General features: G+C 36.6%; 25 protein-coding genes and 2 pseudogenes. 13 read left to right on the top strand and 14 right to left on the bottom strand.

Annotated features, from left to right (window positions below):
- Window positions 1–7 precede the first annotated feature (7 nt).
- Window positions 8–304, top strand: coding sequence for a hypothetical protein (locus ACJZU6_RS07485; RefSeq protein ID WP_045040663.1), 297 nt, complete (start codon window positions 8–10; stop codon window positions 302–304).
- Window positions 305–384: 80 nt separating this feature from the next.
- On the opposite strand, the gene gnd is transcribed toward ACJZU6_RS07485, so the two are convergent.
- The 3 genes from gnd to zwf are packed head-to-tail and all read right to left on the bottom strand — an operon-like array spanning window position 385 to window position 4,062.
- Window positions 385–1,833, bottom strand: a complete 1,449-nt coding sequence (gene gnd, locus ACJZU6_RS07480) for a decarboxylating NADP(+)-dependent phosphogluconate dehydrogenase (RefSeq protein ID WP_080159188.1) — start codon at window positions 1,831–1,833, stop codon at window positions 385–387.
- A gap of 1 nt (window position 1,834) precedes the next feature.
- Window positions 1,835–2,560: a 6-phosphogluconolactonase gene (gene pgl / locus ACJZU6_RS07475; RefSeq protein WP_107275702.1), complete on the bottom strand. Its 726-nt coding sequence runs from the start codon at window positions 2,558–2,560 to the stop codon at window positions 1,835–1,837.
- A 2-nt stretch (window positions 2,561–2,562) separates the two neighbouring features.
- Entirely contained in the window at window positions 2,563–4,062 is a 1,500-nt protein-coding gene (zwf, locus tag ACJZU6_RS07470; RefSeq protein ID WP_107275703.1) for a glucose-6-phosphate dehydrogenase, read from the bottom strand.
- A gap of 620 nt (window positions 4,063–4,682) precedes the next feature.
- On the opposite strand from zwf, the gene ACJZU6_RS07465 reads away from it, so the two are divergent.
- Window positions 4,683–5,018: a PBPRA1643 family SWIM/SEC-C metal-binding motif protein gene (locus tag ACJZU6_RS07465; RefSeq protein WP_408900900.1), complete on the top strand. Its 336-nt coding sequence runs from the start codon at window positions 4,683–4,685 to the stop codon at window positions 5,016–5,018.
- Between the two features lie 123 nt (window positions 5,019–5,141).
- On the top strand, window positions 5,142–5,609 hold the full coding sequence (locus ACJZU6_RS07460; RefSeq protein WP_080159184.1) for an RNA methyltransferase: 468 nt from the start codon (window positions 5,142–5,144) through the stop codon (window positions 5,607–5,609).
- A 58-nt stretch (window positions 5,610–5,667) separates the two neighbouring features.
- On the opposite strand, the gene ACJZU6_RS07455 is transcribed toward ACJZU6_RS07460, so the two are convergent.
- Together ACJZU6_RS07455 and ACJZU6_RS07450 are read right to left on the bottom strand one after the other, a co-directional pair.
- Window positions 5,668–7,803, bottom strand: a complete 2,136-nt coding sequence (locus ACJZU6_RS07455) for a diguanylate cyclase domain-containing protein (protein ID WP_408900899.1) — start codon at window positions 7,801–7,803, stop codon at window positions 5,668–5,670.
- Window positions 7,803–8,999, bottom strand: a complete 1,197-nt coding sequence (locus tag ACJZU6_RS07450; protein ID WP_408900898.1) for an extracellular solute-binding protein — start codon at window positions 8,997–8,999, stop codon at window positions 7,803–7,805. The genes ACJZU6_RS07455 and ACJZU6_RS07450 overlap by 1 nt, the downstream gene beginning before the upstream one ends.
- Window positions 9,000–9,267: 268 nt before the next feature.
- On the opposite strand from ACJZU6_RS07450, the gene ACJZU6_RS07445 reads away from it, so the two are divergent.
- Window positions 9,268–9,819, top strand: coding sequence for a C40 family peptidase (locus tag ACJZU6_RS07445; RefSeq protein WP_235865983.1), 552 nt, complete (start codon window positions 9,268–9,270; stop codon window positions 9,817–9,819).
- A 31-nt stretch (window positions 9,820–9,850) separates the two neighbouring features.
- Here the strand turns inward: ACJZU6_RS07445 and ACJZU6_RS07440 are convergent, their stop codons facing one another.
- From ACJZU6_RS07440 to ACJZU6_RS07415, 6 genes are all read right to left on the bottom strand, one after another.
- Window positions 9,851–10,645 (bottom strand): phosphorylase, encoded by a 795-nt coding sequence (locus ACJZU6_RS07440; protein WP_080159181.1) that lies wholly within the window; start codon window positions 10,643–10,645, stop codon window positions 9,851–9,853.
- Window positions 10,646–11,055: 410 nt separating this feature from the next.
- Window positions 11,056–12,216 (bottom strand): amino acid permease, encoded by a 1,161-nt coding sequence (locus ACJZU6_RS07435; protein WP_080159180.1) that lies wholly within the window; start codon window positions 12,214–12,216, stop codon window positions 11,056–11,058.
- A gap of 445 nt (window positions 12,217–12,661) precedes the next feature.
- Complete coding sequence (locus tag ACJZU6_RS07430; RefSeq protein ID WP_080159179.1) at window positions 12,662–13,048, bottom strand: DUF805 domain-containing protein; 387 nt, start codon at window positions 13,046–13,048, stop codon at window positions 12,662–12,664.
- Window positions 13,049–13,066: 18 nt separating this feature from the next.
- The gene (locus ACJZU6_RS07425; RefSeq protein ID WP_080159178.1) at window positions 13,067–13,342 is read right to left on the bottom strand and encodes a hypothetical protein; all 276 of its coding nucleotides are present in this window, start codon (window positions 13,340–13,342) and stop codon (window positions 13,067–13,069) included.
- A 94-nt stretch (window positions 13,343–13,436) separates the two neighbouring features.
- Window positions 13,437–14,666, bottom strand: a complete 1,230-nt coding sequence (locus tag ACJZU6_RS07420; RefSeq protein WP_370738025.1) for a NupC/NupG family nucleoside CNT transporter — start codon at window positions 14,664–14,666, stop codon at window positions 13,437–13,439.
- A gap of 257 nt (window positions 14,667–14,923) precedes the next feature.
- Entirely contained in the window at window positions 14,924–15,838 is a 915-nt protein-coding gene (locus tag ACJZU6_RS07415; RefSeq protein WP_408900897.1) for a LysR substrate-binding domain-containing protein, read from the bottom strand.
- Between the two features lie 306 nt (window positions 15,839–16,144).
- On the opposite strand from ACJZU6_RS07415, the gene ACJZU6_RS07410 reads away from it, so the two are divergent.
- From ACJZU6_RS07410 to ACJZU6_RS07375, 8 genes are all read left to right on the top strand, one after another.
- The gene (locus ACJZU6_RS07410; RefSeq protein WP_080159175.1) at window positions 16,145–16,966 is read left to right on the top strand and encodes a phosphate ABC transporter substrate-binding protein; all 822 of its coding nucleotides are present in this window, start codon (window positions 16,145–16,147) and stop codon (window positions 16,964–16,966) included.
- Between the two features lie 87 nt (window positions 16,967–17,053).
- Window positions 17,054–17,965, top strand: coding sequence for a phosphate ABC transporter permease subunit PstC (gene pstC / locus ACJZU6_RS07405; protein ID WP_080159174.1), 912 nt, complete (start codon window positions 17,054–17,056; stop codon window positions 17,963–17,965).
- A 6-nt stretch (window positions 17,966–17,971) separates the two neighbouring features.
- The gene (pstA, locus tag ACJZU6_RS07400; protein WP_080159173.1) at window positions 17,972–18,871 is read left to right on the top strand and encodes a phosphate ABC transporter permease PstA; all 900 of its coding nucleotides are present in this window, start codon (window positions 17,972–17,974) and stop codon (window positions 18,869–18,871) included.
- Between the two features lie 17 nt (window positions 18,872–18,888).
- Window positions 18,889–19,638 carry a phosphate ABC transporter ATP-binding protein PstB gene (gene pstB, locus ACJZU6_RS07395; RefSeq protein ID WP_297481823.1) on the top strand — a complete coding sequence of 250 codons (750 nt, stop codon included), beginning with the start codon at window positions 18,889–18,891 and terminating at the stop codon, window positions 19,636–19,638.
- 199 nt (window positions 19,639–19,837) lie between these two features.
- Window positions 19,838–20,182, top strand: coding sequence for a DUF1971 domain-containing protein (locus tag ACJZU6_RS07390; protein ID WP_080159171.1), 345 nt, complete (start codon window positions 19,838–19,840; stop codon window positions 20,180–20,182).
- A 140-nt stretch (window positions 20,183–20,322) separates the two neighbouring features.
- Window positions 20,323–20,703: a hypothetical protein gene (locus tag ACJZU6_RS07385; RefSeq protein WP_080159170.1), complete on the top strand. Its 381-nt coding sequence runs from the start codon at window positions 20,323–20,325 to the stop codon at window positions 20,701–20,703.
- A 197-nt stretch (window positions 20,704–20,900) separates the two neighbouring features.
- A complete protein-coding gene (locus ACJZU6_RS07380; protein ID WP_408900896.1) occupies window positions 20,901–22,556 on the top strand; it encodes a mechanosensitive ion channel domain-containing protein in 1,656 nt (551 codons plus the stop codon).
- A gap of 337 nt (window positions 22,557–22,893) precedes the next feature.
- Window positions 22,894–23,346 (top strand): META domain-containing protein, encoded by a 453-nt coding sequence (locus ACJZU6_RS07375; RefSeq protein ID WP_080159168.1) that lies wholly within the window; start codon window positions 22,894–22,896, stop codon window positions 23,344–23,346.
- Between the two features lie 84 nt (window positions 23,347–23,430).
- Here ACJZU6_RS07375 and ACJZU6_RS07370 read toward each other — a convergent pair.
- Window positions 23,431–23,553 (bottom strand): annotated as a pseudogene (locus ACJZU6_RS07370) (hypothetical protein); the annotation flags it as partial.
- Here ACJZU6_RS07370 and ACJZU6_RS07365 point away from each other — a divergent pair.
- Window positions 23,545–23,706, top strand: a pseudogene (locus ACJZU6_RS07365) (LysR family transcriptional regulator); the annotation flags it as partial. The pseudogenes ACJZU6_RS07370 and ACJZU6_RS07365 overlap by 9 nt on opposite strands.
- 58 nt (window positions 23,707–23,764) lie before the next feature.
- Here the strand turns inward: ACJZU6_RS07365 and ACJZU6_RS07360 are convergent.
- Together ACJZU6_RS07360 and ACJZU6_RS07355 are read right to left on the bottom strand one after the other, a co-directional pair.
- Complete coding sequence (locus ACJZU6_RS07360) at window positions 23,765–24,811, bottom strand: hypothetical protein (protein ID WP_408900895.1); 1,047 nt, start codon at window positions 24,809–24,811, stop codon at window positions 23,765–23,767.
- 288 nt (window positions 24,812–25,099) lie between these two features.
- On the bottom strand, window positions 25,100–25,288 hold the full coding sequence (locus tag ACJZU6_RS07355) for a DUF4250 domain-containing protein (RefSeq protein ID WP_408900894.1): 189 nt from the start codon (window positions 25,286–25,288) through the stop codon (window positions 25,100–25,102).
- Window positions 25,289–25,417: the final 129 nt, after the last annotated feature.

Here is a 25,417-nt window from a genome sequence, read left to right as displayed (position 1 = left end):
ACAAAATATGTCAGGTTTCTCCTACCCTCACACTTGCCCATTAATTGACAAAGAAATTGGTCGCGCCAAAGGTGACTTAACCACTTATGCTCGTGATTTATTACGTTCTTATAATATTGAAATTAGCGGCAAAGAAATGCTGCTTGCTGGAGAAGAATTGTTTAGTGCCCTGAGCGATATTTTTGAAAAAACACGAAAAACAAATGAAGATATGCGCACAGAAGCTCATAAACAAATAGTGGCGCTTGAAGCTGAAAATATGGAATTACGCGCATTACTCTATTGCCAACGTATAGCAAGTTAAATCTAGATTCATCACAATACATCATGCATAAAAAAAGCCACCGTAAAAACGATGGCTTAATTATATCGATTACTTAGACATTATACGTCGTAAGTAGTAGATGCTGTATTACCGCCAGTACCCGTCCAGTTCGTATGGAAGAACTGACCACGAGGCTGATCAATACGCTCATAGGTGTGAGCACCGAAGTAGTCACGCTGCGCTTGAATCATGTTCGCAGGTAAGCTTGCTGTTGTGTAGCCATCAAGGAAGGTTAATGCTGATGTCATTGTTGGCATTGGTAGGCCAATTTCCATCGCTTTTGATGCTACTTTACGCCATGCTGGCATGCTGTTTAATAGAATATCTTTAAAGTAAGTATCTGAACCTAGGAATTTGATTTCTGGGTTTGTATCGTATGCATCACGAATATTACCTAGGAATGCACTACGGATAATACAACCACCACGCCACATAAGTGCCACGTTGCCGTAGTTTAGATCCCAGTTAAACTCTTCTGATGCTTCACGGATTAACATAAAGCCTTGTGCATAAGAAATGATCTTTGATGCAAGTAGTGCTTGACGTAATGCATCAACCCACTCTTTCTTATCGCCATCAATTTTAGCAATTGTTTTACCAAATAAGCTTTCTGCTTCAACACGTTGCTCTTTCATTGAAGAAACACAACGCGCAAACACTGCTTCAGTAATAAGTGTTAGTGGAATGCCTAAATCTAGTGCATTAATACCTGTCCACTTACCTGTACCTTTTTGGCCCGCAGTATCAAGAATTTTTTCAACAAGAGGCTGACCATCTTCATCTTTATAACCAAGAATTTCAGCTGTAATTTCAACTAAGTAGCTATCTAGCTCAGTCTTATTCCATTCTTGAAGAATAGCTTGCATTTCATCATGAGACAGCTCTAAACCAGACTTCATGAAGTGGTATGCTTCGCTAATTAACTGCATGTCGCCGTATTCGATGCCATTGTGAACCATCTTAACGAAGTGACCAGCACCGTCTTTACCCACCCAATCACAACAAGGCTCACCTGCTGCTGTTTTTGCAGAGATTGCTTGAAAGATAGGTTTGATTGCAGGCCATGCTGCTTCAGAACCACCAGGCATGATTGAAGGACCAAAACGAGCACCTTCTTCACCACCAGAAACACCAGAACCTACGTATAATAAGCCTTTTGCTTCAAGGGCTGCAACACGACGGTTAGTGTCTGGATAGTTTGAGTTACCACCATCAATAATGATGTCGCCTTTATCTAGTAGCGGTACAAGTTGGTCAATAAATGCATCAACAACATCACCAGCACGAACCATTAACATGATTTTACGTGGTGATTCTAGTTTAGAGACCAAGTCTTCTAATGATGTCGCACCGATAATGTTAGTGTCCTTTGCAGGACCTTCAAGGAATTCTTCTACTTTAGAAACGGTACGGTTAAACGCAACAACTTTAAAACCATGGTCGTTCATATTAAGGATCAAGTTTTGACCCATAACAGCTAAACCAATAACACCAATATCGCCTTTCATATTATTCTCCTTGTGCTAGCAACTTTGCAGCTGCTGCATCTAAATACCATTCTGTTTCGCCATGAGAGGCTTTAATTTTTGCGGCAGGATAAGCTAACATCTCTGCCGGCGTACTATTTATTTCAAATAAGACTTCAGCCTTACTTTCACCCAATACCAAATAAGTAATACGGTCAGCATTTTCAAGTAAACGCGCTGTTTTTGAAATACGTTGCTGGCCACTTTGTGGTTGAGTGGCAATCACTGCTAATGCAGGATCATCAAAATTGGTCTGATGTGGAAATAAAGAAGCAGTATGGCCATCACCACCCATGCCTAATAAAATCCAATCAAATGCTGGTAATCCCTGTTTATGTGGAATCACTGCATCCATCTCTGCTGCAAAACGTGCACATTCAGCAATAGGCTCTGCTTCACCACGAATACGGTGAATATTTGCTGCTGGAATTGTAACGTGCTTAAATAACAAGTCATTTGCTTCGCCAAAATTACTTTCAGCATCGGTTGGAGCAACACAACGCTCATCACCCCACCAGAAATGAAGATTATTCCATTGAATACTGTCAGCAAAAGGCGCTTGCGCTAATACTTTGAATAACAATTTAGGCGTACTGCCACCGGATAAGGAAATATGTACCGCTTGAGATTGTAAACTCATCGCTTGCATGGTTTCAGCAAGAGAAATCACTACATCTTGTGGCGTCGCAAATACTTTATAATTCATCATGCTTATAACTCACAATAATCAGTATTAGCTAAATTCTTACATGGGAAGCGCCATTGACGACCATCATTAATTAACAGTTCATCGGCTTCTTTTGGTCCCCATGTTCCTGCTGCGTAACCAAATAAGTGCTCAGGTTGTTCTTTATGATCAAGAATAGGTTGAACAAATTTCCAACAAGCTTTTACTGCATCAGTACGGGCAAATAAGGTTGCATCTTGTTTCATGCAATCTAACAATAAACGCTCATAAGCTGTTAGCATATTCATTGATTCAAGTTTATCGTAATGGAAATCCATCGATACTTCTTGCGTCTCAAAACCTGCACCTGGTTTTTTCAAACCAAAACTCATTAAGATGCCTTCATCGGGTTGAATACGAATAATCAACTTATTTTCAGCTGATTTAGCTGCAAATACTGGATGCGGTGTTTTCTTAAAATGAATAACAACCTCTGTTACACGTGTCGGTAAACGCTTACCTGTACGAACGTAGAATGGTACGCCATTCCAACGCCAGTTCTCAATAAACATCTTCATACCAACATACGTTTCTGTGCGTGAATCAGTATTAACGCCATGCTCTTGACGGTAACCTGGTAGATGCTTACCACGAACATCAGATTCAGTGTATTGACCTAAGACTAAATTGTTAGTCAAATCATCTTCTGATAAAGGCTTAAAGCTTTGCATCACTTTAACTACTTCATCACGAATCGAATCAGCATTAATAGCTGCTGGAGATTCCATACCTACCATTGCTAGAACTTGCAATAGGTGGTTTTGGAACATATCACGTACCGCGCCCGCACCATCATAATAACCACCACGATCTTCAACGCCTAAGGCTTCAGATGCAGTAATTTCAACGTAATCAATAAAATTACGGTTCCATAATGGTTCAAACATGCCATTAGCAAAACGGAAGACAAGTAAGTTTTGTACTGTCTCTTTACCTAAGTAGTGGTCAATGCGGTAAATTTGATGTTCTTGGAAACATGCGTGAATTTGTTTATCAAGAGAAATAGCCGATTCAAGATCATAACCAAATGGCTTTTCTACAATAAGATTTTTCCAGCCATCCGCTTCATCATTAAGACCATGAGCAGCAAGACACTCAGGAATTACACCATAAAGACTCGGTGGCGTTGCGAGATAAAAGACAGCATTGCCATGTGTATGGTGAGTATCTTTAAAGACATCTAAGCGCTGCTTTAATACGCCATATTGTTCAGCATCAGAAGTATTCAATGCCTGATAATATAAATGTTCACAAAACTTCGTTAATATCGCCGCATCTGTTTTTTCATTTTCTTCTAATGCAGAACGAAGCTTATCACGAAATTCCTGATCACTATATGCCGTACGACTAACACCTAAAATAGCGAAATCTTCTGGCAATAAACCATTAGCGTATAAATGATAGAACGCAGGGATTAGTTTTCGATGAGTCAAATCGCCTGACGCACCAAAAATTACAATTGCGTTATTTTCTGGTTTAACCATGTAATGTTCCCATTTATTTACAGATCATTCGATCTGGTACAGCAATCAATTGCTTGGTATAACGGGCGTTATTATGCCGTAATTTTCAATTTTTTATGCATTTTTCGTGATAAAAATTGAAAATTTTTGTTATACATTAATAATCTTATCAGTCAATATGTTACATCTAATCATTGTATTTATCGCTAATACACTAACATATCAGACAATTTATCATTATTTACTCTTTTATATATTGAGTATATTAACAATTATTATCAGCAGTGATAGACGAAAAAACCTATTAATTTGATAGGTTTTTTCGTCTATATAATAAGTGTAAGCAACACACCGTTTCACAGCGGTGTTTGATTAAAACCGCTTAAGTGTAGAAGAGATGATAATAACAATGCAATCGTTTACTTCAACAAAGACCAATGAAAAAACACCATATATCCTATTTTTGATCAGAACACCCACCGACTTTTATTACTGAAGCGCTTGCTCAACGCTTGATAACACACACAATGGCGGTTATTATGCCCGCAATTTCAGCCACCTTAACTTTGGTGGCTTTTTAGTTATTAAGCGTACCCATTCACGAATGATGCGCGAATATTTCATAGCAAGCAGGTTATCCCATGTCTAAATTTTTCTATAAAGGTCGCATCGAAAAGAAGCCAAAACACAGCAGCTGTGGCTACAACACGAAGCGCGAAACTAAACTTGGCACGGAAACCAATCCGCTCACATTGATAGTGAATACTGAAGAACGCCAACAAGAATTAGAAGTAGAGCTTGCAGAGCAACAGCTTTTTGCAATATTTACAATTAATGCTGACGTTGAAGAAGATATTGCGGATCTTACTGCAACATTAAACAAACCTACGACAACAGTGTTTGATAAAACACCTAACCGTAACGATCCTTGCTCATGTGGCAGTGGTCAGAAATATAAAAAATGTTGCGGTAAATAAAACGTCACTTAAAAACAGGGACCCTAAGTTCCTGTTTTGTTCTCTTCTAAATAATGGTACCTACTGCAAAAATATCGTCTTTAGGTATACAATCCCGCCACAATTTCTAAAGTAGATGTACATATGAGCAAAAAAAGTCAGGGTTACTCTTGCGTAGGCCTTTTTAACCCCAAAACACCTGAAAACGTCGGTTCGGTTATGCGAGCAGCGGGTTGTTATGGTGTCAACTCTGTCTTTTATACTGGCACTCGTTATGATCACGCTGCACAGTTTTGTACTGATACCAAAAATGTTGCGCTTGATATTCCATTAATTGGTGTTGAAGATCTAAAAGCAATTATTCCTGTCGGCTGTGTACCTGTTGCCGTTGATTTAATTGATGATGCAAAACCATTACCTGAATATAAACATCCAAAACGTGCATTTTATATTTTTGGTCCTGAAGACGGCACATTAAAAAAAGAAATTACTGACTTTTGTCGTGAAACTATTTACGTCCCAACAAAAGGCTGTATGAATCTGGCAGCAGCAGTTAATGTGATTTTATATGATCGCATGGCGAAGGGTGATAACTTCTCAAATCATAAATAAGTATTTTACTTATAAAAAACCACTGCAATAATACATATTATCGCAGTGGTTATGTTTATTATCGTCCAATTCCTGTTTGTTCATAAAAATGACGTTTATCTTTATACATTGCTTTATCTGCAACTAAACAAACTTGCTCTGCTGAGTATTGATCAGTACTGGCATACCCAACAGCAAAATGAATTTCAACCTGTTTTCCATTTGGTAAACTAGCATAGTTAATTTGATCGCGTACTGTTTCTAATCGACGCCATAAAATGTCACAGCTGTCACAATCACCGGCCTCTAAAATAATGGCAAATTCATCACCACCAAGACGATAAACCTTATCTGTCAATCGACAGGTTTCAACTAATAACTTACTGGTTTCAATTAATAACGCATCACCCATACTATGACCATGTTGATCATTTGCTCGTTTCAGTCCATTAACATCAAGCATGAACAAACCAAAATGACGATCAGGATACCGATTAATTAATTGTATATGCTCTTCTAAATCTTTATCAAAAGCTTTTCTATTTGCAAGTCCGGTCAATGAATCAGTAATCGCAATACGCGCTAATTCTTCATTTAATAGTCGACCTTCTAATTCAGTAGCTAATTGACGAATAAATAGAGAAATAACTTCAAAATCATCATGTTCTAATTGTATATATTGCATCACTATCATGCCAACAATGTCGTTCTGACTGTTTTTAACTTTAAAACAATGCAAATACTTACCGTTATTTGGTACACAATAATAATCACTATAATGACTTTCAGGCTGTATATCTTGATTTTCTAAGCGAGATTGGTCTATGTTTTCACAAGCCCATATTCCCTTATTCCCAGTATAGCTTTTCATTGCCCAACCAGCCATCGGGTATAGAGCAACAACTTGTGTCATTACTGTTTCTATAATATCGCCAGATTGAAGTTCATGGCTAAATGATAATAATGATTGCAACATCGATCGGCGATTTTCTTCTCGCAATAATGATCGACTCAACGCTAAGGTCTTTTCTTCAACTTTTCGTTCTAACTCATCATTGAAATTAACCAATTGCAAGTTAGCTTGTTCTTTTTCTAAATAAGCAGCATTTAACTCTTTATTCGTCGCGGCTAAATCGGCCATTTGAGCTCGAATCGTTTTTGCCATATTTCGAATAAGTCGCTCAACCATAAAAAATTCAGCAAAGCGTAATTGTTTATTTGAGCTTTTGTATTCACCTCGAGAATAAGCCCTCACAACATTCATTAGCCCACCCAATGGACGCGCAATCCAACGATAGGTCAAACCCGCACTAAAAAGTGACAAAAGAATAATAATCACACCAAATAATGATATATATTTTAAAGAATTTATATAAGGATTCTCACCTAGATATTTATCCATATATACTTTCATTGTGTATTGGATCGACTCTGAAATATATTTATTTTCTAATTTTATATTGATTGTTTTATGTATTGTTGGTGTGTTTTGATCTATTTTTCCTTGAGCAATAACAATCTCACTCATATCACCATCATGATCCATCAAATCAGAGCGATGATTTTGAAAGACAACACGTTCCCCATCTTTTAAATAAGGTCGTAATACCTTAACGATATTTTCAATTGGGACAACTATTATTAAATACCCCAAAGGAATACGCTTTAAGCCATTCGTCATCGATTGAAAAATAGGAACGCCAATGATAATTCCTCGCCGTGTTGGATTAAACTTTTTCGGCATCAAATCTTCATCGTTATAATAAAATACCCACTGGCGACCTTTACCATTGTTAGTTGATAAACGATACGTAAGAAGATCTTTTAATTTTAAAAAAGAAGATAAACCATGAATCCCATTGTAGCTTTCAACTTCCGACCATTGATCATCAACTAAGTAAGCAGCTTGAATTAATGGTGTATTCTTAACCAATGTCCCCAGCGAAGAACTTACATGGCCCGCAAGAAAGAAATTATCAATCGCCTGCACAAATAGTCTATCTCGTGATAGCACATCTAAACTTGTCGACAATAAAGAAAAACGATAATCAAATTCTTGTTCAATAGTATTAGATAGTCGATCTAACATGCCAATACGGTAATTCGCTTCCACATCTGATTGCTGCTTTAGAAGTAATCCTCCAACAATTGCAGCAGGTACAACAGCAATTATTAACATTAACAATGCTAATGATGATTTTAAGCGTAACTTCATCAATTATAATCCAAGTGCTGAATCTGTTTTATTGCCATTTTCTGCATATGTGCCGCAGCATATTCAGCTGTTGCACCTGCTTGATAACGCTGAAAACCTATAGCGATAGCCTGCCATGAAATAGCCATATTCAACGTTGATGGCATAAGCTTTGTTAGTGCCATTTGATGAAACATAACTAAATTATCTCCGGTCGCTTTCTGTCTAAGTTGCCTATAATACGGCATTGAGATTGGTAATAACTTGGTTTTTTCATATACCGCATGCTGATTTTTGGGTTGTTGAACAAATTCAGCAAAATCTTTAATTAATTCCTGTTTTTCTTTTGAGTGTTGTGAATTGCTAGGTACGGCCAATACAAATGTGCTAGACATAGGATGCATCGTTTTACCATTTACTTTAGGTAATACGGCTACACCAAGATTATCACCAAGCATCACTTTTAAATCATGATATGCCCAATCGCCATTAATAGAATATGCACTTTTTCCTTTAATAAAATCTAGCTGCGAACAACGGTAATCACAGTTACGATCAACAATCCCTTGCACAGCCAAAGAACGATAATATTTTAGCGCTTCAACCATAGCTGGCGTATTCAACTCAATTTTCCCATCAATGATAGGCCAACCATTAAATGCAGATAAGAAAGGAATAAAATAATACATATCATTATAATTCCATCCTATTGGCATAATATTTTTATCTAGAAATTGTTTTTTTTCTGAAATAATATTTCTAAAATCTGTGGCTGGCTTTGTCACATATTTTTTATTGTAATACAAGAGTAAAAAATTACCCTGAATAAGAGGAATACCCCAATATTTACCATCTAATTCTACAGTAGCCTTCACTCTTGGAATCAACGATTCTGTATACCAATCACGAGGGATTGTCGATAAATCCATCAGATTATGCAACCCTAAGAAATCTGAAGGGATAACAATAAGATCGGGTAAACCGCCATCTTGGGCACTTAATAAAATTTCCGCTTTTATTTCTGATGGATCAAGCTGTATAATTGTTATATTAACATCATGATTTTTTTTATATTTATCCGTCATTACTGTTAAAAAATCACGATTCTGATGTGAAGACCAAATAGTTAAACTCGGTGTCGCTAATACTGTTTTTGTAAATAATAATATTACCAACAAAAAAGAAAAATGAACAGTGTTTAATAAATTATTTGACATTATATTAATAGTACCCAAACACATCTTGTGACATTTATATATGTCATATAAAATTTCATAGTAAATAACTTTCACTTAGATAAAAGTTATACTAAACAATTATCAATCAATGTACGTTAATAATGATTATAGATTATACCTAACACTAAAATCTAATTTGATATTAATCAATAATAATAATGTTTAATATCTATTGTCAGCAACAAATAAATCTTTATTATCAAACTAATCACACATCAATCTTATAAATATAGAAACTATAATCACCATGAATAAATATTTCAAAATCATGTTACCTTTATCGTTATTACTCACTCTATCTTGCGAGTCAAATGTAAGAGCAAGTCCTCATATTATAAAAGAAATCAGTGTATTACCTAACAAAAACACAAACCAAGTGAAACCTATTACAACAATAGAACAACAAAAAATGATTAATTTCGCCAAGAAATATATTGGTACTCGTTATGTTTGGGGGGGAACGACACCCAAAGGATTCGATTGTTCAGGCTTCATTCAATATGTATACAAACACTCTCACATTTCAATTCCAAGAACCACCGCAGCATACACACAGTTATTCAATAAATCGATACCCTTAAAAAATGCACAAATAGGCGATCTTATTGTTTTTACTGGCACTAATTTAAAAATAAGAAAACCAGGTCATGCGGGAATTATTACAGAAGTAAAACCCGGATTAATTAAATTTATTCATAGTTCATCGTCTAAAAAGCACTTTGGTGTCACTGAAACGAGTTATTATCATAGCGGTTACCCAAAACGTTTCTTAGCTGTGATACAAATGCCTAAACCATAAAAAGGGAGTAATAATACTCCCTAAATAGCCTTTATGGCGCTACACATTCAGTTAATAGCCGTAAACAACCATAATCAGTTAACCAGTCATATTGCTGCTGATCTTTAACTAAAAAACATCCAGAGTAGTTAAGTGCATTAGCAAAAATATCACCAATATGATTCGTTAATCGAGGGATCACTAACATCCAATGCTCAGTTAATAGAATATTATAAGGCAAGCATTCTATCGGCTCATTAATATTCACAGTCACATTATTGGGCGTTAGTCCTAAATCATGCATTGCCGCCAGGTAACAAAAATACGCTTTCTCACTATTAATACGATCAAAAGTAAATAATTTATGCCTAAATGGTAGCTTACCAGACAGAATCATCTCTTCTAACGGTACTGCAGTCTTCATTAACTGCATATGTCGATGGCGCTGACTAGCACCAGCTTCTGATGCTGAGTTAAAAAAACCCAGTACATTGGGATATGTTACCCCTTGTATCCAAGCAGAAAAGTCATAAAGATCGAGTAGAGAAGATTGACTAACAAACGCCTTACTACAAATGAGTAAGTGTGGTTCTCCTATTGGGTATTTATTCAAGAGGCACACATGCTCATGCCCAACATTATCGACAAACATTTGCTCTTCATACGGCAGAAATGGATTATGTCCTGTCTGTCCTTGTTGTATTTTTTTAGTAAGATTACCATTCATGATCTTAATAAAAAAATCTATTCCCTGCTCAGAAACCACTGAGCTCATGGTCGCAATAGGCAGCAATACTTGTGCTTCTCTCGCATCTTTAGCAACTGTTAAAGCTTTATCCCATAACATCTACAACTACCTGCAACCATTCTAATTTATTAGAAAATAAAACAACCCTAATCACTCACCTAATAAAAAAACAGTAAGATTAGATCCCAAACATAGATTGTGTAATTTAATCTTTACACTTTTAGCAAAAAATCCACGTTGCTAAAAACGTCTTGATGATAGCCCTCATTACTGAAACTTTGTATGATTGCAGCAGCTAATTCTATCATCGTTTACGATATTACATCGTACTCCAAGCGGTTCATATAAATTAGTGATTTAACTTTATACTGGTCATATAAAGTGCTTTAAAGGGTATTTCAGATCGGTCAATCTATTACCCTACTCTCCTCATATCTCCAATTTTTATTTTAAAGATAAAAAACGCCCATTTATAACATCATGAGCGTTTCATGTCTGTTGCTCACTCACTAAATCAGTTGAGCGCCAATTAAAAAACAACCAAAGAGTAAACTCATCAACATTGCCAGTGAACCACCAGCAACTTGGTAGTCAGAGCTTTGCTCTACTGGTGTCGCTTGGCGAATATTGTGAATCATCAACATCGGTATGAAGACAGCGATAAAAACAAGAATCAGCCCTGCATAATTTAAGACAGCTAAAAATTGATTCGCGGCAAAGATCGCGCCAAGTAACGGCAAAATAAACGTCAAAACATAGGTTACAGCACGATTCTGTCTGAATAGATCCACATTCTGATCAAACAATGACATTGCCACACCTAAAAATGAAGTTAGTAAGGCTAAGCCAGTAAATACCGATAAAATGATATGTATACCAGAGAATCGCGTGCTTAATGCATCAATTAATACCGAAACATTATCAAATTTAACCAGTTGTTCTGCTGATAAACTACCAACAACCGCATATAACCACAGTAAATAGCAACTTAGAGGAATCAATGAGCCTAGTAACACCATATTTCTTAATTGCTTATGGCTTGCTTTATCATTGTATGACACTAATGACGGTATAACGGGAAAGAAACCAAAACTAGTGAACAATACTGCACTGGTCTTAATTAAATCAATATTACTATTATTACTCGCTTCAAAAAAATGATTAAAACTCATACCGGGAATCAAAGCGCATAAGGTAATGATTAATACTGCAACCATGATTAAAAATAAAACACGATTCAGCTTATCAACGACGCCAGTTCCTGCGGCAACAATAAAACCAGCAAGTACAGTAAAAGTGATCTGGCTTTGTAGCATTGACAGATCAAAACCAAAACCAGTCGCTAACTTTTGAACTAAATCACCAGCGCCAATAATGTAAGCCATTAATAAACAAACTAATAATGCATACAACAATCCATTAGTGACTAATTGACCACCTTTACCCAATGTTTTTCGGGCAATAGTGTTCATCCCTAAGCCACCACCCACTTTAATACTGGCTTCTAATAATAATAAAGCAGCGTAAGTCGTGCCACTCCATATAAGTAACATTAATAAGGAACCAGATAACAAACCAAACTGTGCTAATACCATCGGTATAGCAAGCATACCAGCACCTAGCGCTGTGCCCGCAATAATCAGCGAACTTCCTAATAATTTAGTATTCATATTTTTCTCTTTTCTTATTGTTAGATATAGCAATCCATATATCTATAATCAGATACATGAGTCATAACCTGTGATTTTTAATCAATAACAAGTGCGGTTACAGAGAACCGTTACTAAATCGGAAACTAAAATAAGAGGCAGAAAAAAAGGCCATTACAGTACATACCGCATTAAAAGAAGACATATGCGATATCGATGATAAGGGGGGTTCATATTGGTGGTATTGCGTCATTATCGTACTCCTAAACGATGAAACTCAGTTTATTAGCCATATTCGGTCAGAATATAATCGCTGTTTCGGTCAAAACAGTGTGGTCAGCTAATAGCATCATACTAAAGCACATTGTTCAGGAATGGAATGAATGATTCTATTTCTGTTTCTATTCAACAAAAAAACCCAATCCGAAGACTGGGTCATGTTCATTTAATTAAGATATCAACGAATTTAGACGCTTAGTGTTGAATTATCATTCTGTTTTGGATTACTACCAAAACGGTTACTGCCTTCGGCACTGTTTTGCACCATAAAATAAAGCAGAACCAAAATACCAACAATTGGGATTAACATAATTAACGCCCACCAGCCGGTACGATCTTGATCATGCAAACGACGAACAGTAACAGCTACTGTCGGAATAAAGGCAAAAACTGCATATAACGCGGCTAACACCCCATAGCCTTCCATCAAGGTTGGTAGCTGTAATGTTGTATCAACGAGACTGCATGCCATACTTATCAATGCGTTAATTAAGGTAAAAAACCAAAATTCTTTTCTGCGGGAACGCCCTTGAAATTGAGCATATTTACTAAGAACTAAAAAATACCAATTCATTCTTTTTCCTTGTTAATATTAATAACGCTTAATGCGAACAACTTTCATTATTTCAAATTCTAAGCCAGCAACAACAATGATGTCAGCGTAATAAGTCATATTGACTTTTGCACCAGTCAGCGTTTTATATTTTGACTTACGCTTAAATTTAAAAGGCACATTATAACCGTCTATCATCAACGAATGCTGTATCCATTCACCATCATCCCGTTGAGTATGAGAAGACACGGTTAAACCATCACTATGAATTAATTGTTCATGCTTAGCAATGAGCTTATCGCTTTCCGATTTCATTGATCTTCTCCCATTATTGGTGCTTTTATTAGATGCAAAAACAGAGAGCTAGGCTCTCTGTTTATTTTAATTGCTTAGCGTGAATATATTACTCTTAAAGAGGAAGAAATAAACCTGCTAACGTTGCACTCATTAAATTTGCTAAGGTTGCGGCAAAAATAGCCTTCATACCTAAACGAGCGATTTCAGGGCGACGTTTCGGTACGATGCCGCCTAACCCACCCATTAACATCGCAATAGAGGTTAAGTTAGCAAACCCACATAATGCAAAAGTAACTATCGCTTGAGAATGCTCACTCAATTTAGCAATCGTTTCTGGTTTCATTAGCTCAGCAAAGGCAATAAACTCATTAACAGCAATTTTAGTACCAATAAGGCTAGCTGCCGTTGTCGCTTCTGACCAAGGTACCCCAATTAACCAAGCAACAGGTGCAAACAGGTAACCAAAAATCAGATTTAAACTTAGATCATCAATACCAACCCAGTGACCAATATGACCAAGACCACCATTCACCATGGCAATTAAGCTGATAACAGCCAATAAACTTGCACCCACAGCCATTGCAATCTGTAAACCACTCAAAGCACCACGAGAAGCTGCATCGACTAAGTTAACGGGTTCATCTTCTTCACCGTCATCTTCTTCTTCCATGCTGTGTACACCTTCAGTTTGTGGCACGATCAGTTTCGCCATCATTAATCCAGCAGGAGCAGACATAAAACTTGCCGCAATAAGGTACTTTAGCTGTACGCCAAGCCCAGCATAACCAACCATAGTACCACCAGCAACAGAGGCTAATCCGCCCACCATTACGGCAAATAATTCAGATCGTGTCATTCGAGCAAGGAATGGACGAACAACCAATGGTGCTTCTACAGAGCCAACAAAGATATTTGCTGTTGCAGACATTGATTCAGTACGCGTCGTGCCCAATAAACGTTGTAATAAGCCACCAATACCGCGAATCACCCATTTCATGATGCCCACGTAATATAATACGGAAATTAATGCTGAAAAGAAGACAATAGAAGGTAAGACATTAACCGCAAAAATAAAGCCTAATTTAAATTGGGCTAGTTGACCAAATAAGAAAGATGTCCCTTCATGGCCATAATCAATTACGCCAGAAACTGCGCCAGACACACTGTTTAGTACCACTCGACCAATGGGTACATAAAGAATAAAAGCTGCAAAGACAACTTGGATGCAAAAAGCACCGAGTACACTGCGCCAGTTCACTGCTGAGCGGTTTTCAGAAAATAAAAAACCAACTGTAAAAATAGTAATTATACCGAGTAGGCCGACGAGATAATGCAAAGTCATTCCCCAATGTTTGGTGTAGTAAACGATTGCGGAAAGAGTGTATTCATAAAAAAAAGTGTGACAAGGATCAAATTGTTATTACAAGCAACAGTAAATTAACAAAACACAGCTGAATTGCATTGTTTTTAAGCTAAGCAAACGAAATTCATTAGATTAGTTCCTGTGAGGGATACTATTACCCTCAATGTTTACAATTTGAAACATTCAAAGGTGAGTTTTAGCCAACCGTTTGCGCGTAATCGCTGTTTTTTACATCATTACCATTTACACAAAATATTACCCACATCGATATGGCGTCGAATAAATTCAATGAATAGATTTACTTTATTCGGTAAAAATTTATGCCTTGGATAAACAGCATATAAAGGCATATGCTGGGTTAATTGCCAATCTGGCATCAACCGAATCAACTTACCTTGGCGAATTTCATCAGTTAACAAATAGGTTGCTAAGTACCCAACCCCATTACCTGCAATTGTCACATCTCGAATAGCATCAGCAGAGTCAACACGGTAATTCCCCGTCACTTTAATATCCTGATTATCGCTTTGTTGACTAAAGCTCCAGACATTATCTTTACGCTCACGACTAAAATAAATAATGCAATTATGCTCAATTAAGTCACTTGGGTGATAAGGCACACCGTGAGTCGCTAAATATTCAGGACTTGCCACCAATACAAAGTCACAATTACTCAAATGCCGCGCCACAAACCCTTCTGGTGGAGAATCCATAAACCCAATCCAAAGATCGAGCTGCTCTGCAATTAAATCAACACGATGATCAAATAAACTCAACTCTAAGTTTAATAATGGATATTGTTCATGGAACTCATTAATATAGGGTGCTACGTGGTTAGATGCGAAAGACTGCGCAATACCTACGCGTAATAAACCTTGGGAATTGTCTTCATTTCCTAATAATTCACTTTCAGCTTCATTTATTTCTTCTACTACTTTTTCACAATGCTTAGCAAACAAACGTCCCGCCTCTGTTAATGCAAAAGAGCGCGTTGTTCGTTGTACTAATTGTACTCCAAGTCGTTGTTCTAGTTGCTGGATAAGTTTACTCACTTGAGTGCGAGATATATCAAGTAACTGTGCTGCTTTAGTAAAGCTTTGTTGTTTAGTAAGTGCATTAAAAACAATCATTTGCTGTGCTTTTTTTAACATCTACAACCTTTATCTTTAAATAAAAAATCTAATAACACCTATACGGGAAGATTCATTTAATCCGTAATTCTGTTGTCATTGATAGTATATGTCAGCCCTTTATTAACTGAATATTAATTCCTACTTGTTATACATAGAAAATAACACGTAATAGCAGCGTACATCGCTACATACCTCATCGTATTTTATTACAACATTCATCGAGTGTTCAAACTTCTGAAACATTACTGTCACATAACTTTCCTACTCTTTGTCATGTTCATTCAAACCTATTGGCATTTTGCCCAACAAGAAAGGATTAGGAAAATGAAAACAAAGATTATCGGCGCAGTTGTTGTTGCAAGTTCACTTATAACGAGTTCTGCAGTGTTTGCTGGCGAGACTATCTCTGTTGTAGGTTCTAGCTCTGTTTCTCCCCTCATGGAAGTTTTGGGTGAGACTTATGCAAAATCTAACGATGTTACGGTAGAAGTTCAAGGACCAGGATCATCAGCGGGTATTCGTGTTGCTCACGATGGCTCGGCAGATCTTGGCATGTCATCACGTAGCTTGAAAAAATCAGAAGAATCACCACAACTTAAAGAAGTTGTTATTGCACGAGACGGTATTGCCGTGGTGGTGAATAACAGTAACTCGGTCACCGATCTAACCAAAGAACAAATCACTGAGATCTACAAAGGCAATGTCACTAACTGGAAACAAGTGGGTGGTGAAGATAAACCTATCGTTGTCGCAACTCGCGATACAGCATCAGGTACCCGTGGTGCATTTGAAGACATTATGTCACTAAAGAAAAAAATTAACGGAATCAAAGTCTCTGCCATTTCACAAAAAGCACAAGTGGCAAGTGGCAATGGTCAGCTAAAAACAACGGTTGCGAATAATCCTTTTGCTATCGGTTACATTTCACTAGGTTCAGTTGATAACACAGTCAAAGCACTCACTATTGATGGCCATAAACCCTCTGTAGCTTCAATTAAAGCCGGTGATTATAGCGTTCAACGCCCATTCATTGTGGTTTATAAAGAAGGTCGTCCATCAGCTGAAGCATTACAATTCCTTACATGGACACAATCGCCAGCAGCACAAAAGATTGTTGCAGATAAAGGCTTTATCTCAGTTAACTAATTTTTTTTTAACGCTCAACATTTGAGTTGAGCGTTTTTGACTTCTCAGAAATAGACAATTATTGGTCTTGTTTCTGGAGTGTAGATTATGACCATCGCAAATATTGAAAAATCGATCAAGGATACACCGTTGCTAAAGTCGAAGAAACGTATTGACTGGCGAGAATTGTTCTTTAAATACCTATTTATGCTCAGCGCAGCTATCGGTATTTTATCCCTCGTAACCATTGGCTATTTTATTTTCCGTGAAGGCTATGCGGCTTTTGCCTATTCAGGCGTTACTGGCATTATCTTTGGTACGGATTGGTTACCTCCAGCTCTCTATGGTATCGCACCGATGATTGTTGCTTCATTAGTCTCAACGGCTGGAGCAGTGATGATTGGCGTGCCTATTGGCGTATTAACCGCAATTTTTATTGCTGAAGTCGCCCCAAGATCACTCGCTAACTTTATTCGCCCAATGATTGAGCTTTTAGCGGGTATCCCCTCTGTTGTGTATGGCTTTTTTGGACTGGTTATTATTGTACCGCTGATTCAAGAAATATTTAACGTGCCAGCGGGTAACACCATCTTAGCGGGAATTATTGTACTTGCAGTGATGATCCTTCCAACTGTGATTACGATTTCTGAAACCTCAATTCGTGCAGTACCTCGTGCTTATAAAGAAGGCTCTTTAGCACTAGGGGCTTCATCAATGTTTACTATTTTTAAACTGATCGTCCCAGCAGCACGTTCTGGCATTATGACAGGTGTTATTTTAGGCGTAGCGCGTGCACTTGGTGAAACCATGGCCATTATTATGGTAATGGGTAATTCCCCTGCTATGCCTGAGGGGTTACTTGAATCTGCACGAACGTTAACAGCAAATATTGCCATTGAGATGTCTTACGCAACAGGAATTCACGCTAGCGCATTATACGCAACAGGTATTGTATTACTGGTATTTATTATGACGCTAAACGGTGCCCTCCTTTATCTTAACCGTGAGCGAGCAAGGTAATTTCTAATGACTAATAATCACTCATTATCATCTCAACACTGCCGATTAGAAAATGCTAATCCTGCAGCCCAAAAACTAAAAGATCGTCTGTCGCTCGCCATCATCTGGTTATCGGCAAGCATTACTGTTGGCTTTTTATTATGGGTAATGTGGTACATTCTTAGCAATGGCCTCGCTCATGTTGATTGGTCTTTCATTAGCTCTAACTACACCACTATAGGTAAAGAATCCGGTATTTGGCCGATGATCATTTCAACACTATATATGGTCATTGCCTCTATTTCGGTAGCGGCTCCATTAGGAATCATGACAGCCATTTATCTTACTGAATATGCCAAAGTGGGGAGCCGTTTAGTTAAAGTCATTCGTTTTTGTACTGAATCTTTAGCCGGTATTCCCTCTATTATTTATGGCCTTTTTGGTATGACCTTTTTTGTGGTTATTCTTGGATTTGGTTATTCCATTTTATCAGGAGCATTAACATTAAGTATCTTAATTCTCCCAGTGATTATTCGTACCACTGAAGAAGCATTAATGGCTGTACCACAAACTTACCGTGAAGGCTCATACGGTTTGGGTGCCTCTAAAATTTATACTATTTGGCGACTTATTCTTCCTAGTGCAATGCCAGGAATTGTAACCGCTATTATCCTCAGCGTCGGTCGTGTTATTGGTGAATCAGCACCGGTATTTATGACAGCAGGCATGGTAGCGCGTATCCCTGAAAGTGTGTTTGACTCAGGACGTACGCTTACTGTTCACCTGTACAAGCTAACGCAAGAGCTCTACACCGTACATGAATGGAACCAAGCTTATGGTACCGCTACCGTACTCATTATTGTTGTTCTTGTTATCAACCTGATTACCAAGCTTATCGCTAGCCGTTTTAACACTGCGACTTACTAAATTCTGAGGATATGAACATGAACAAATTTAATATTGAAAATCTTGATCTTTTCTATGGTCAAAACCAAGCACTGAAAAAAATCAATTTACCTATTCCTAATCGCCAAGTTACCGCACTTATTGGGCCTTCTGGCTGTGGAAAATCAACCTTATTACGTTGTCTCAACCGTATGAACGACTTAATTGAAGGTGTGTCGATTAAAGGCTTACTGACTATTGATAATGAAAATGTCTATGGCAATATCGACGTTGCTCAGTTACGTATTAAAGTCGGCATGGTATTTCAAAAACCCAATCCATTTCCGATGAGTATTTATGAAAATGTTGCTTATGGTTTACGCGCACAAGGCATCAAAGATAAAAAAACTTTAGACACCATCGTTGAACAATCATTGCGTGGTGCTGCCTTATGGGATGAAGTAAAAGATCGCTTAAAGTCACATGCATTTGGCCTCTCTGGCGGTCAACAACAGCGATTATGTATTGCGCGTACTATTGCGATGAAGCCTGAAGTAATATTAATGGACGAACCGACATCAGCGCTTGATCCTATCGCAACCAAAAAAATTGAAGATTTAATGGAAACCCTAAAGAAAGAATTCACAATTGTGATTGTTACCCACTCAATGCAGCAAGCACGTCGTATATCAGATCGTACCGCATTTTTCTTAATGGGTGAATTAGTTGAACATGATGAAACACAAAATCTCTTTAATAACCCAGCAGACGACCGTACTCGTGGTTATGTAAATGGTGATTTTGGTTAAAGCACTATGTAACGGATAATAATAGCGATGGTACAACTTGCCTCTTCTTTTTATGAAGGGGCTTTTTTTATTTAAAACCAAACGCATTGTATAAAAGTGATCATCACAACAATAATAAAGCCATTGCAACCTTAATGTTAAAGATGTATTTTATAGTTATGTTTTATAACATCACTACTGTTAATCAAAGGAGATTCCCATGACTACTATTCCAAGTGATTATGTTAATTATAAATCTACACCTATTTTTACCCCTGAAAATATCCCCAAAATGTTTCTGCACCTTCATAATACCCGTGCTGGTGTCTATGGCAAAATCTGTGTTTTACAAGGCCAATTGAAATTTTATGGTTTTAAAGATCAGCGTGGCGATATTGAGCAAGAAATTGTTGTCAATGCCGGAGATATGGCGATTAGTCCACCACAATATTGGCATAAAGTGGAATTTTTAACTGAAGATACCCAGTTCCAAGTGCGCTTTTACGCACAACAAAACAGCCAGATTGTACGTGATAATCTTAATGAACGTGCAACTCAAGCATAATGATGTAATAGCACAGGCTTACAATTGTTATCACTTCAATGTGAAATTAACCCTATAATGACAGTGCCTTAAAAATTATAAGCTATTCTTATCTATACCGACCAATCACTCAAGAGTGATGTATATTATAAGGTGTAAGAATGTGCTATAAGCTACCCATAAAACAAGTAACATCGTGGATAAACGTACTAACATCAACCAATATCCCAATAAAATCAGTCGCGTTATTGATCAATAATTCGCCAGTACAAAATTTATTTATTGAACAGTTTAGTCATTTAAACATTAAAACATATCAATTAATAAAAGAAGCAGATCCTAACCAATTGCTCAAACAGATCCTTAATAGTGACTGTAATATTCTTATGGTCGATAGATCTAGCTACCCGCTATTGCGACAAGTCATGTCCGCTGATACACAACACAATATTATTATTGCCCTCACACAAGAATCTTGGATGCCAGATTGGACGTGGACTTTCACTCAATGCCATTTTTTAAGTCAGCAAGATCTTCCATAAACAAGCTCGAAATCTATATCGTCATTTAGAGGTCACCTATTTTAGTCTCATTTTTTTGATATAACATTGAATATCTATAGCCGTAAGCGCCGATTTAGCTATAATCTGCTCATATTTGTTTAACGACAATAAATAGCCTGTTATCAGTTATTGATAACGCCATATTTTTAATATCACCAGCAGGAGTTTATCGCAACATGCGCTTACTGGTACTAATGCTTCTCTTTGTTTCAACGCTAAGTTTTGCGAATACAAAACCACAGCCTGAAACTCCACAACAAGAAAATGTGGAATATCAACAGCTTCAAAAACTTAATGCTGAATTAAGCATATTAGCAAAAGAAGCAACATCAACCACAGGCTCATCACTTGATGTGGTTCGCTTACAATTACTTAATAAAAACAAAGAATTAAGACAAACATTAACTGATTTAATTGACGATAAACAAGCGGATAAAAAACGACTACTAAAACAAGTAGAACAACAAATAAAGTTTGCAGCCGAAGCTGAAAAATTTTTACAAACTAAAGTTGAACGCGATCAAAAAGATCTCGATAAAGCAAAAGATACGGATAAATTAGTTGCATTAAAAGCCCTCACTGAAAGCCGTGATTTTATCATTCTGGTGCTTAATGAAGAGTGGGAAAACTATCAGTGGATGGATCGTTTAGGTAAACCACAACCTAACTCGATTAAAGCACTTAAGAAAAATATTGAACATCGCCTAGACTTTATGTCGGCCTCACTAACTTTTGGTAGTCAAGCGTTAGAATTAAACGATAACCAAATAAAGACAGCAACGGGTGATGAACTAAAGACATTACAAGTTACTCAAATTTTGTCACAACGCCAAGTTGATAGTGATACTAAAAACTTAACAGATTTAGTTAAACTTGCTGACAATATGGGTATTGATACCGCTGAATATAAGCGATTATTGTTTGAACAAACAGGTAATGTGACCGATGACTTACTAAATAGTAAAGTTATGTGGTCAATCGTTACTGCATGGACGTCTGATTTTAGCTCATGGTTATTTGAAAACTTGCCACAGATGATCTTTAAAGTATTTATCTTTATTTTTATCATCTTCGCATTTAAAACATTAAAAAATATTGTCCGTAAAATGGTGACACGAGCGGTATCGACAAAGAACTTAAAAATGTCGATGCTTATGCAAGAGTTCTTTATTTCAATGTCGGGCAAAATTGTATTTGCTATCGGTATTTTGATTGCACTTTCACAAGTAGGTTTAAACCTTGCACCAATTCTAACTGGTTTTGGTGTGGCAGGTATTATTATTGGTTTTGCCCTACAAGATACATTGTCTAACTTTGCCTCAGGTATGATGCTATTAATTTACCGCCCATTTGATGTCGGTGATTTAGTAGAAGCAGGTAGTATCACAGGTAAAGTAAGCCACATGAGCTTAGTCAATACCACCATTAAAACATTCAGTAACGAAATTATTATCGTACCAAACAGTAAAATTTGGGGTGATATTATCAAGAACGTTACTCATGAAAAAGTACGTCGTATTGATATGGTTTTTGGGATTGGATACAGCGATGACATCGAAAAAACAGAGCGTGTATTACAAGATATCGTTGAATCTCATCCTTCTGTTTTACGTAGCCCAGAACCAAACATTAAGTTACATACATTAAATTCATCATCGGTTGATTTTATTGTGCGCCCTTGGGTTAAAACAGATGATTACTGGGATGTATATTGGGATATCACACGAGAAGTGAAAATGCGCTTTGATCGTGAAGGCATTTCAATTCCATTCCCACAGCAAGATGTACATTTGCACATGGTTGAAAAAGCCATTGAATCAAAAACTGCATAATCATTAGCAGTACATCATTAAATAGAAGGGCTCGTACTTACTGGCCCTTTTCTTTTTCTAATAACTCGTAAAAATATTTTATTTACTTATCTGTTTTTTAAACAAGTCACAAATATACCTTTAGTAACAAATAAATCGGCGTTATTAAGTCAAAAAATAGGTATAATCACGACGAGCAAGTATTGAACTAATCTAAATTTTTATTCAATATTCCCACAATTAGCATGAACTTTAACGAACATGCGTTAAAAATAAGTGTCCATTATTTGGTTAAGCAGATTTTTTTATATCTGTACTTTTGCTCACTCATACACATTACTGTTCAGGAATAACTATAATGAAAAAGCGTCTATTATCTGCACTGGTACTCCCAATGATGTTAGCTGCATGTTCTACAACGGGTATTACCAAAACACCACAACCAGTAACTAGCAATGATCTTGCTAATGGCAACTGGTCTTTAGTGCAGATTGATAATCAGGATCTTGCTCAACCAGAAGCCGCTCAAGCACCAACTCTAACACTAGCAGCAGATCTTGCAGCTAATGGTCATGCTGGTTGTAACCGTTACTTTGGTCAAGCTGAAGTAAAAGATGGTCAGTTCCGCATTGAAAAAATGGGAATGACAATGATGTTATGCCCAGATAGTGAAATGAAGGTTGAACAAACATTCACACAATCACTTTCTGATTGGAATAAAGTTAGCATTTCAGGCGACACAATGACGATGACTAACGCAAAGCATACATTAACATTTGCTCGTGACATGGCTGCAGCAACAGCAAAATAATCGCCTCTCAATAAAAATAAAAGCCGTTTACACACTTTCGATAACAAAGAAAGCTGTGTAAACGGCTTTTTTATTATTCACAGATTATGCAGCATTAACCTTGTGATATTTTTCACGCAGAATATGTGCCGCAGTCACCATATTGGTTAAGGCGGCCTCTGTTTCCGTCCAATTCCGCGTTTTTAAACCACAATCAAGATTATTCCATTAGCATGGAAACAAGCAGATAATAGTTTAATGTTAATTCAGATGGTATCAGCAGGAATAGGAGTCGCAGCGTTACCGAATTGGGCGGTTGATAATTTTGTAACGGCGAGAAAACAATGTCAACAGCATTTACAAGACATTAAAACGGTTTAACTTATTGTAAGAATAACCCATCAATATGTTTAATGGGTTATTTATTAATATTAACAACCTACCATTGAAGACCTAACGTAAAATCACTATTCGATGGATATTGTTTCCAATCAGTACCAACACGGATCACTGATTTATTAGTTAATTTATAACAACCAACCGTCGTCCGCCCAGTATCTTTACGTGATGCCTTATTAGTACTACATGTCAATATTAATTTATCCGCAGCTCTATTCTGAGCAAGGTAGTTATCAGGGAAAGTAATATCATAAACCCCAGTCTCAATACGTGATACCGTAATATCCCCCTCATAAAGAGGTTGTATACTATTAGCTATTACATAACGTAACTTACCTGATGCAGATACCCTGATATTCACTTGATTAGCGACAGCTTGAAATGGAACACGCTTCTCTGGTTCTGGTTCTATTTGTTTTTCAACAAGCTTTAAAGGGAGTAATGCATTAGCATATATTGCAAAAGATCCATTTTCATACGAAAAACGTAATTTCGAATATTTATTATTACCGATAATATTTTTAGGTGGATTTAATATTTCATTTTTAACCTCTACCTCATCATATGTATAATGTTCATGGTGAAATTCATATTTTTTACATTTATAATTCCCGTCCGCTTGTATCGAGCCTGTAGAATGAAAATCACTATTATACATAACGGCACCTTTACTATACTTAAACATTAAAACTGTTTTATTGATAATATCAGGTGTTGATTCAAAAATAACACCAGCAGGCGGAGCTTTAAATGCTCCTTCTATAAATGATCCATCATTATTTGATAAGTAACCATTACCACTACAATCATTACTTTTATACCAAATAAAATCTGCATTAGTTATATATGGTTCATGATAAATCCTATCATCCAATTTAATCAGCCCTGTATCTTTATTGTCGATGTAATATTTCTCATTATTTATCAAAACATTAGGTTTGTTATTTTCACCTGAAGCCTCTCCGAAAAAATTTCCATTGGCATCTTCCCAATGACCGATAATATTGTCTTCAGCAGCAAGGCTATTAATGCTCCATAAAGAAGAAAATATCGTTGTAGTAATGAATATATATTTTTTTATCGTCATCGTTGTTTACTGTCTTAAATTTTGAATATATAAAATAAAATAATTTTATAAAAGAGCATAATAATACTCTATGAGTATTTTATTAACAGTAAAGTTAACGTGAAAAAAGTAATACAAACAATAATCTATGTTTTTTGATTACCATTCGAAATTATAGATATTAATTAAATAACAACATGTATATTTTATAAACAAATAATATAATCCAGCCTTCCTTTAAATGCATATTTATGCATGCATAAAATAACCAACCTAATTAGTAAGTTATTTTATATGTCTTTATATTTATCACTTAAATTGATTATTTAGCGGATCGTAATAATAGCCTTGCTGCGCCATTTTTTCGGTGAGTTCAGTTTCACTTAATTCATAACGAGATGCTAATTCTGCCATTGAATGACACTCTAATCGTAAACGCTCATTAACGATACCAATCACAATATGGGTATCCATACCAAGTAAATTATTGATTTCCATTATTCCCCCTTACTGCTTAATGATCACAGCCAACCTTTGTTTTATTAAGCATAGACGACTTATTACTGTTTCTCCTTTCCATCAATAACAGATAAAAAAAAGCCCTTATCTCAACCAAGATAAAGGCTC

The organism is Photobacterium piscicola, from assembly GCF_046058925.1.
GTDB lineage: Bacteria > Pseudomonadota > Gammaproteobacteria > Enterobacterales > Vibrionaceae > Photobacterium > Photobacterium piscicola.
This window is presented reverse-complemented; position numbering and strand designations above follow the sequence as displayed.

What these genes read in the sequence shown, in the direction of transcription:
- ACJZU6_RS07410 (WP_080159175.1), top strand. Translation starts at nt 16,145, where the DNA reads ATGAAAACAAAGATTATCGGCGCAGTTGTTGTTGCAAGTTCACTTATA.
- ACJZU6_RS07420 (WP_370738025.1), bottom strand. Translation starts at nt 14,666, where the DNA reads ATGACTTTGCATTATCTCGTCGGCCTACTCGGTATAATTACTATTTTT.
- ACJZU6_RS07355 (WP_408900894.1), bottom strand. Translation starts at nt 25,288, where the DNA reads ATGGAAATCAATAATTTACTTGGTATGGATACCCATATTGTGATTGGT.
- ACJZU6_RS07435 (WP_080159180.1), bottom strand. Translation starts at nt 12,216, where the DNA reads ATGAATACTAAATTATTAGGAAGTTCGCTGATTATTGCGGGCACAGCG.
- ACJZU6_RS07390 (WP_080159171.1), top strand. Translation starts at nt 19,838, where the DNA reads ATGACTACTATTCCAAGTGATTATGTTAATTATAAATCTACACCTATT.
- zwf (WP_107275703.1), bottom strand. Translation starts at nt 4,062, where the DNA reads ATGGTTAAACCAGAAAATAACGCAATTGTAATTTTTGGTGCGTCAGGC.
- ACJZU6_RS07415 (WP_408900897.1), bottom strand. Translation starts at nt 15,838, where the DNA reads ATGTTAAAAAAAGCACAGCAAATGATTGTTTTTAATGCACTTACTAAA.
- ACJZU6_RS07460 (WP_080159184.1), top strand. Translation starts at nt 5,142, where the DNA reads ATGAGCAAAAAAAGTCAGGGTTACTCTTGCGTAGGCCTTTTTAACCCC.
- ACJZU6_RS07425 (WP_080159178.1), bottom strand. Translation starts at nt 13,342, where the DNA reads ATGAAATCGGAAAGCGATAAGCTCATTGCTAAGCATGAACAATTAATT.
- pgl (WP_107275702.1), bottom strand. Translation starts at nt 2,560, where the DNA reads ATGATGAATTATAAAGTATTTGCGACGCCACAAGATGTAGTGATTTCT.
- ACJZU6_RS07450 (WP_408900898.1), bottom strand. Translation starts at nt 8,999, where the DNA reads ATGTCAAATAATTTATTAAACACTGTTCATTTTTCTTTTTTGTTGGTA.
- gnd (WP_080159188.1), bottom strand. Translation starts at nt 1,833, where the DNA reads ATGAAAGGCGATATTGGTGTTATTGGTTTAGCTGTTATGGGTCAAAAC.
- ACJZU6_RS07360 (WP_408900895.1), bottom strand. Translation starts at nt 24,811, where the DNA reads ATGACGATAAAAAAATATATATTCATTACTACAACGATATTTTCTTCT.
- ACJZU6_RS07380 (WP_408900896.1), top strand. Translation starts at nt 20,901, where the DNA reads ATGCGCTTACTGGTACTAATGCTTCTCTTTGTTTCAACGCTAAGTTTT.
- ACJZU6_RS07455 (WP_408900899.1), bottom strand. Translation starts at nt 7,803, where the DNA reads ATGAAGTTACGCTTAAAATCATCATTAGCATTGTTAATGTTAATAATT.
- pstA (WP_080159173.1), top strand. Translation starts at nt 17,972, where the DNA reads ATGACTAATAATCACTCATTATCATCTCAACACTGCCGATTAGAAAAT.
- ACJZU6_RS07485 (WP_045040663.1), top strand. Translation starts at nt 8, where the DNA reads ATGTCAGGTTTCTCCTACCCTCACACTTGCCCATTAATTGACAAAGAA.
- ACJZU6_RS07375 (WP_080159168.1), top strand. Translation starts at nt 22,894, where the DNA reads ATGAAAAAGCGTCTATTATCTGCACTGGTACTCCCAATGATGTTAGCT.
- ACJZU6_RS07465 (WP_408900900.1), top strand. Translation starts at nt 4,683, where the DNA reads ATGTCTAAATTTTTCTATAAAGGTCGCATCGAAAAGAAGCCAAAACAC.
- ACJZU6_RS07440 (WP_080159181.1), bottom strand. Translation starts at nt 10,645, where the DNA reads ATGTTATGGGATAAAGCTTTAACAGTTGCTAAAGATGCGAGAGAAGCA.
- ACJZU6_RS07430 (WP_080159179.1), bottom strand. Translation starts at nt 13,048, where the DNA reads ATGAATTGGTATTTTTTAGTTCTTAGTAAATATGCTCAATTTCAAGGG.
- pstC (WP_080159174.1), top strand. Translation starts at nt 17,054, where the DNA reads ATGACCATCGCAAATATTGAAAAATCGATCAAGGATACACCGTTGCTA.
- ACJZU6_RS07385 (WP_080159170.1), top strand. Translation starts at nt 20,323, where the DNA reads ATGTGCTATAAGCTACCCATAAAACAAGTAACATCGTGGATAAACGTA.
- ACJZU6_RS07445 (WP_235865983.1), top strand. Translation starts at nt 9,268, where the DNA reads ATGAATAAATATTTCAAAATCATGTTACCTTTATCGTTATTACTCACT.
- pstB (WP_297481823.1), top strand. Translation starts at nt 18,889, where the DNA reads ATGAACAAATTTAATATTGAAAATCTTGATCTTTTCTATGGTCAAAAC.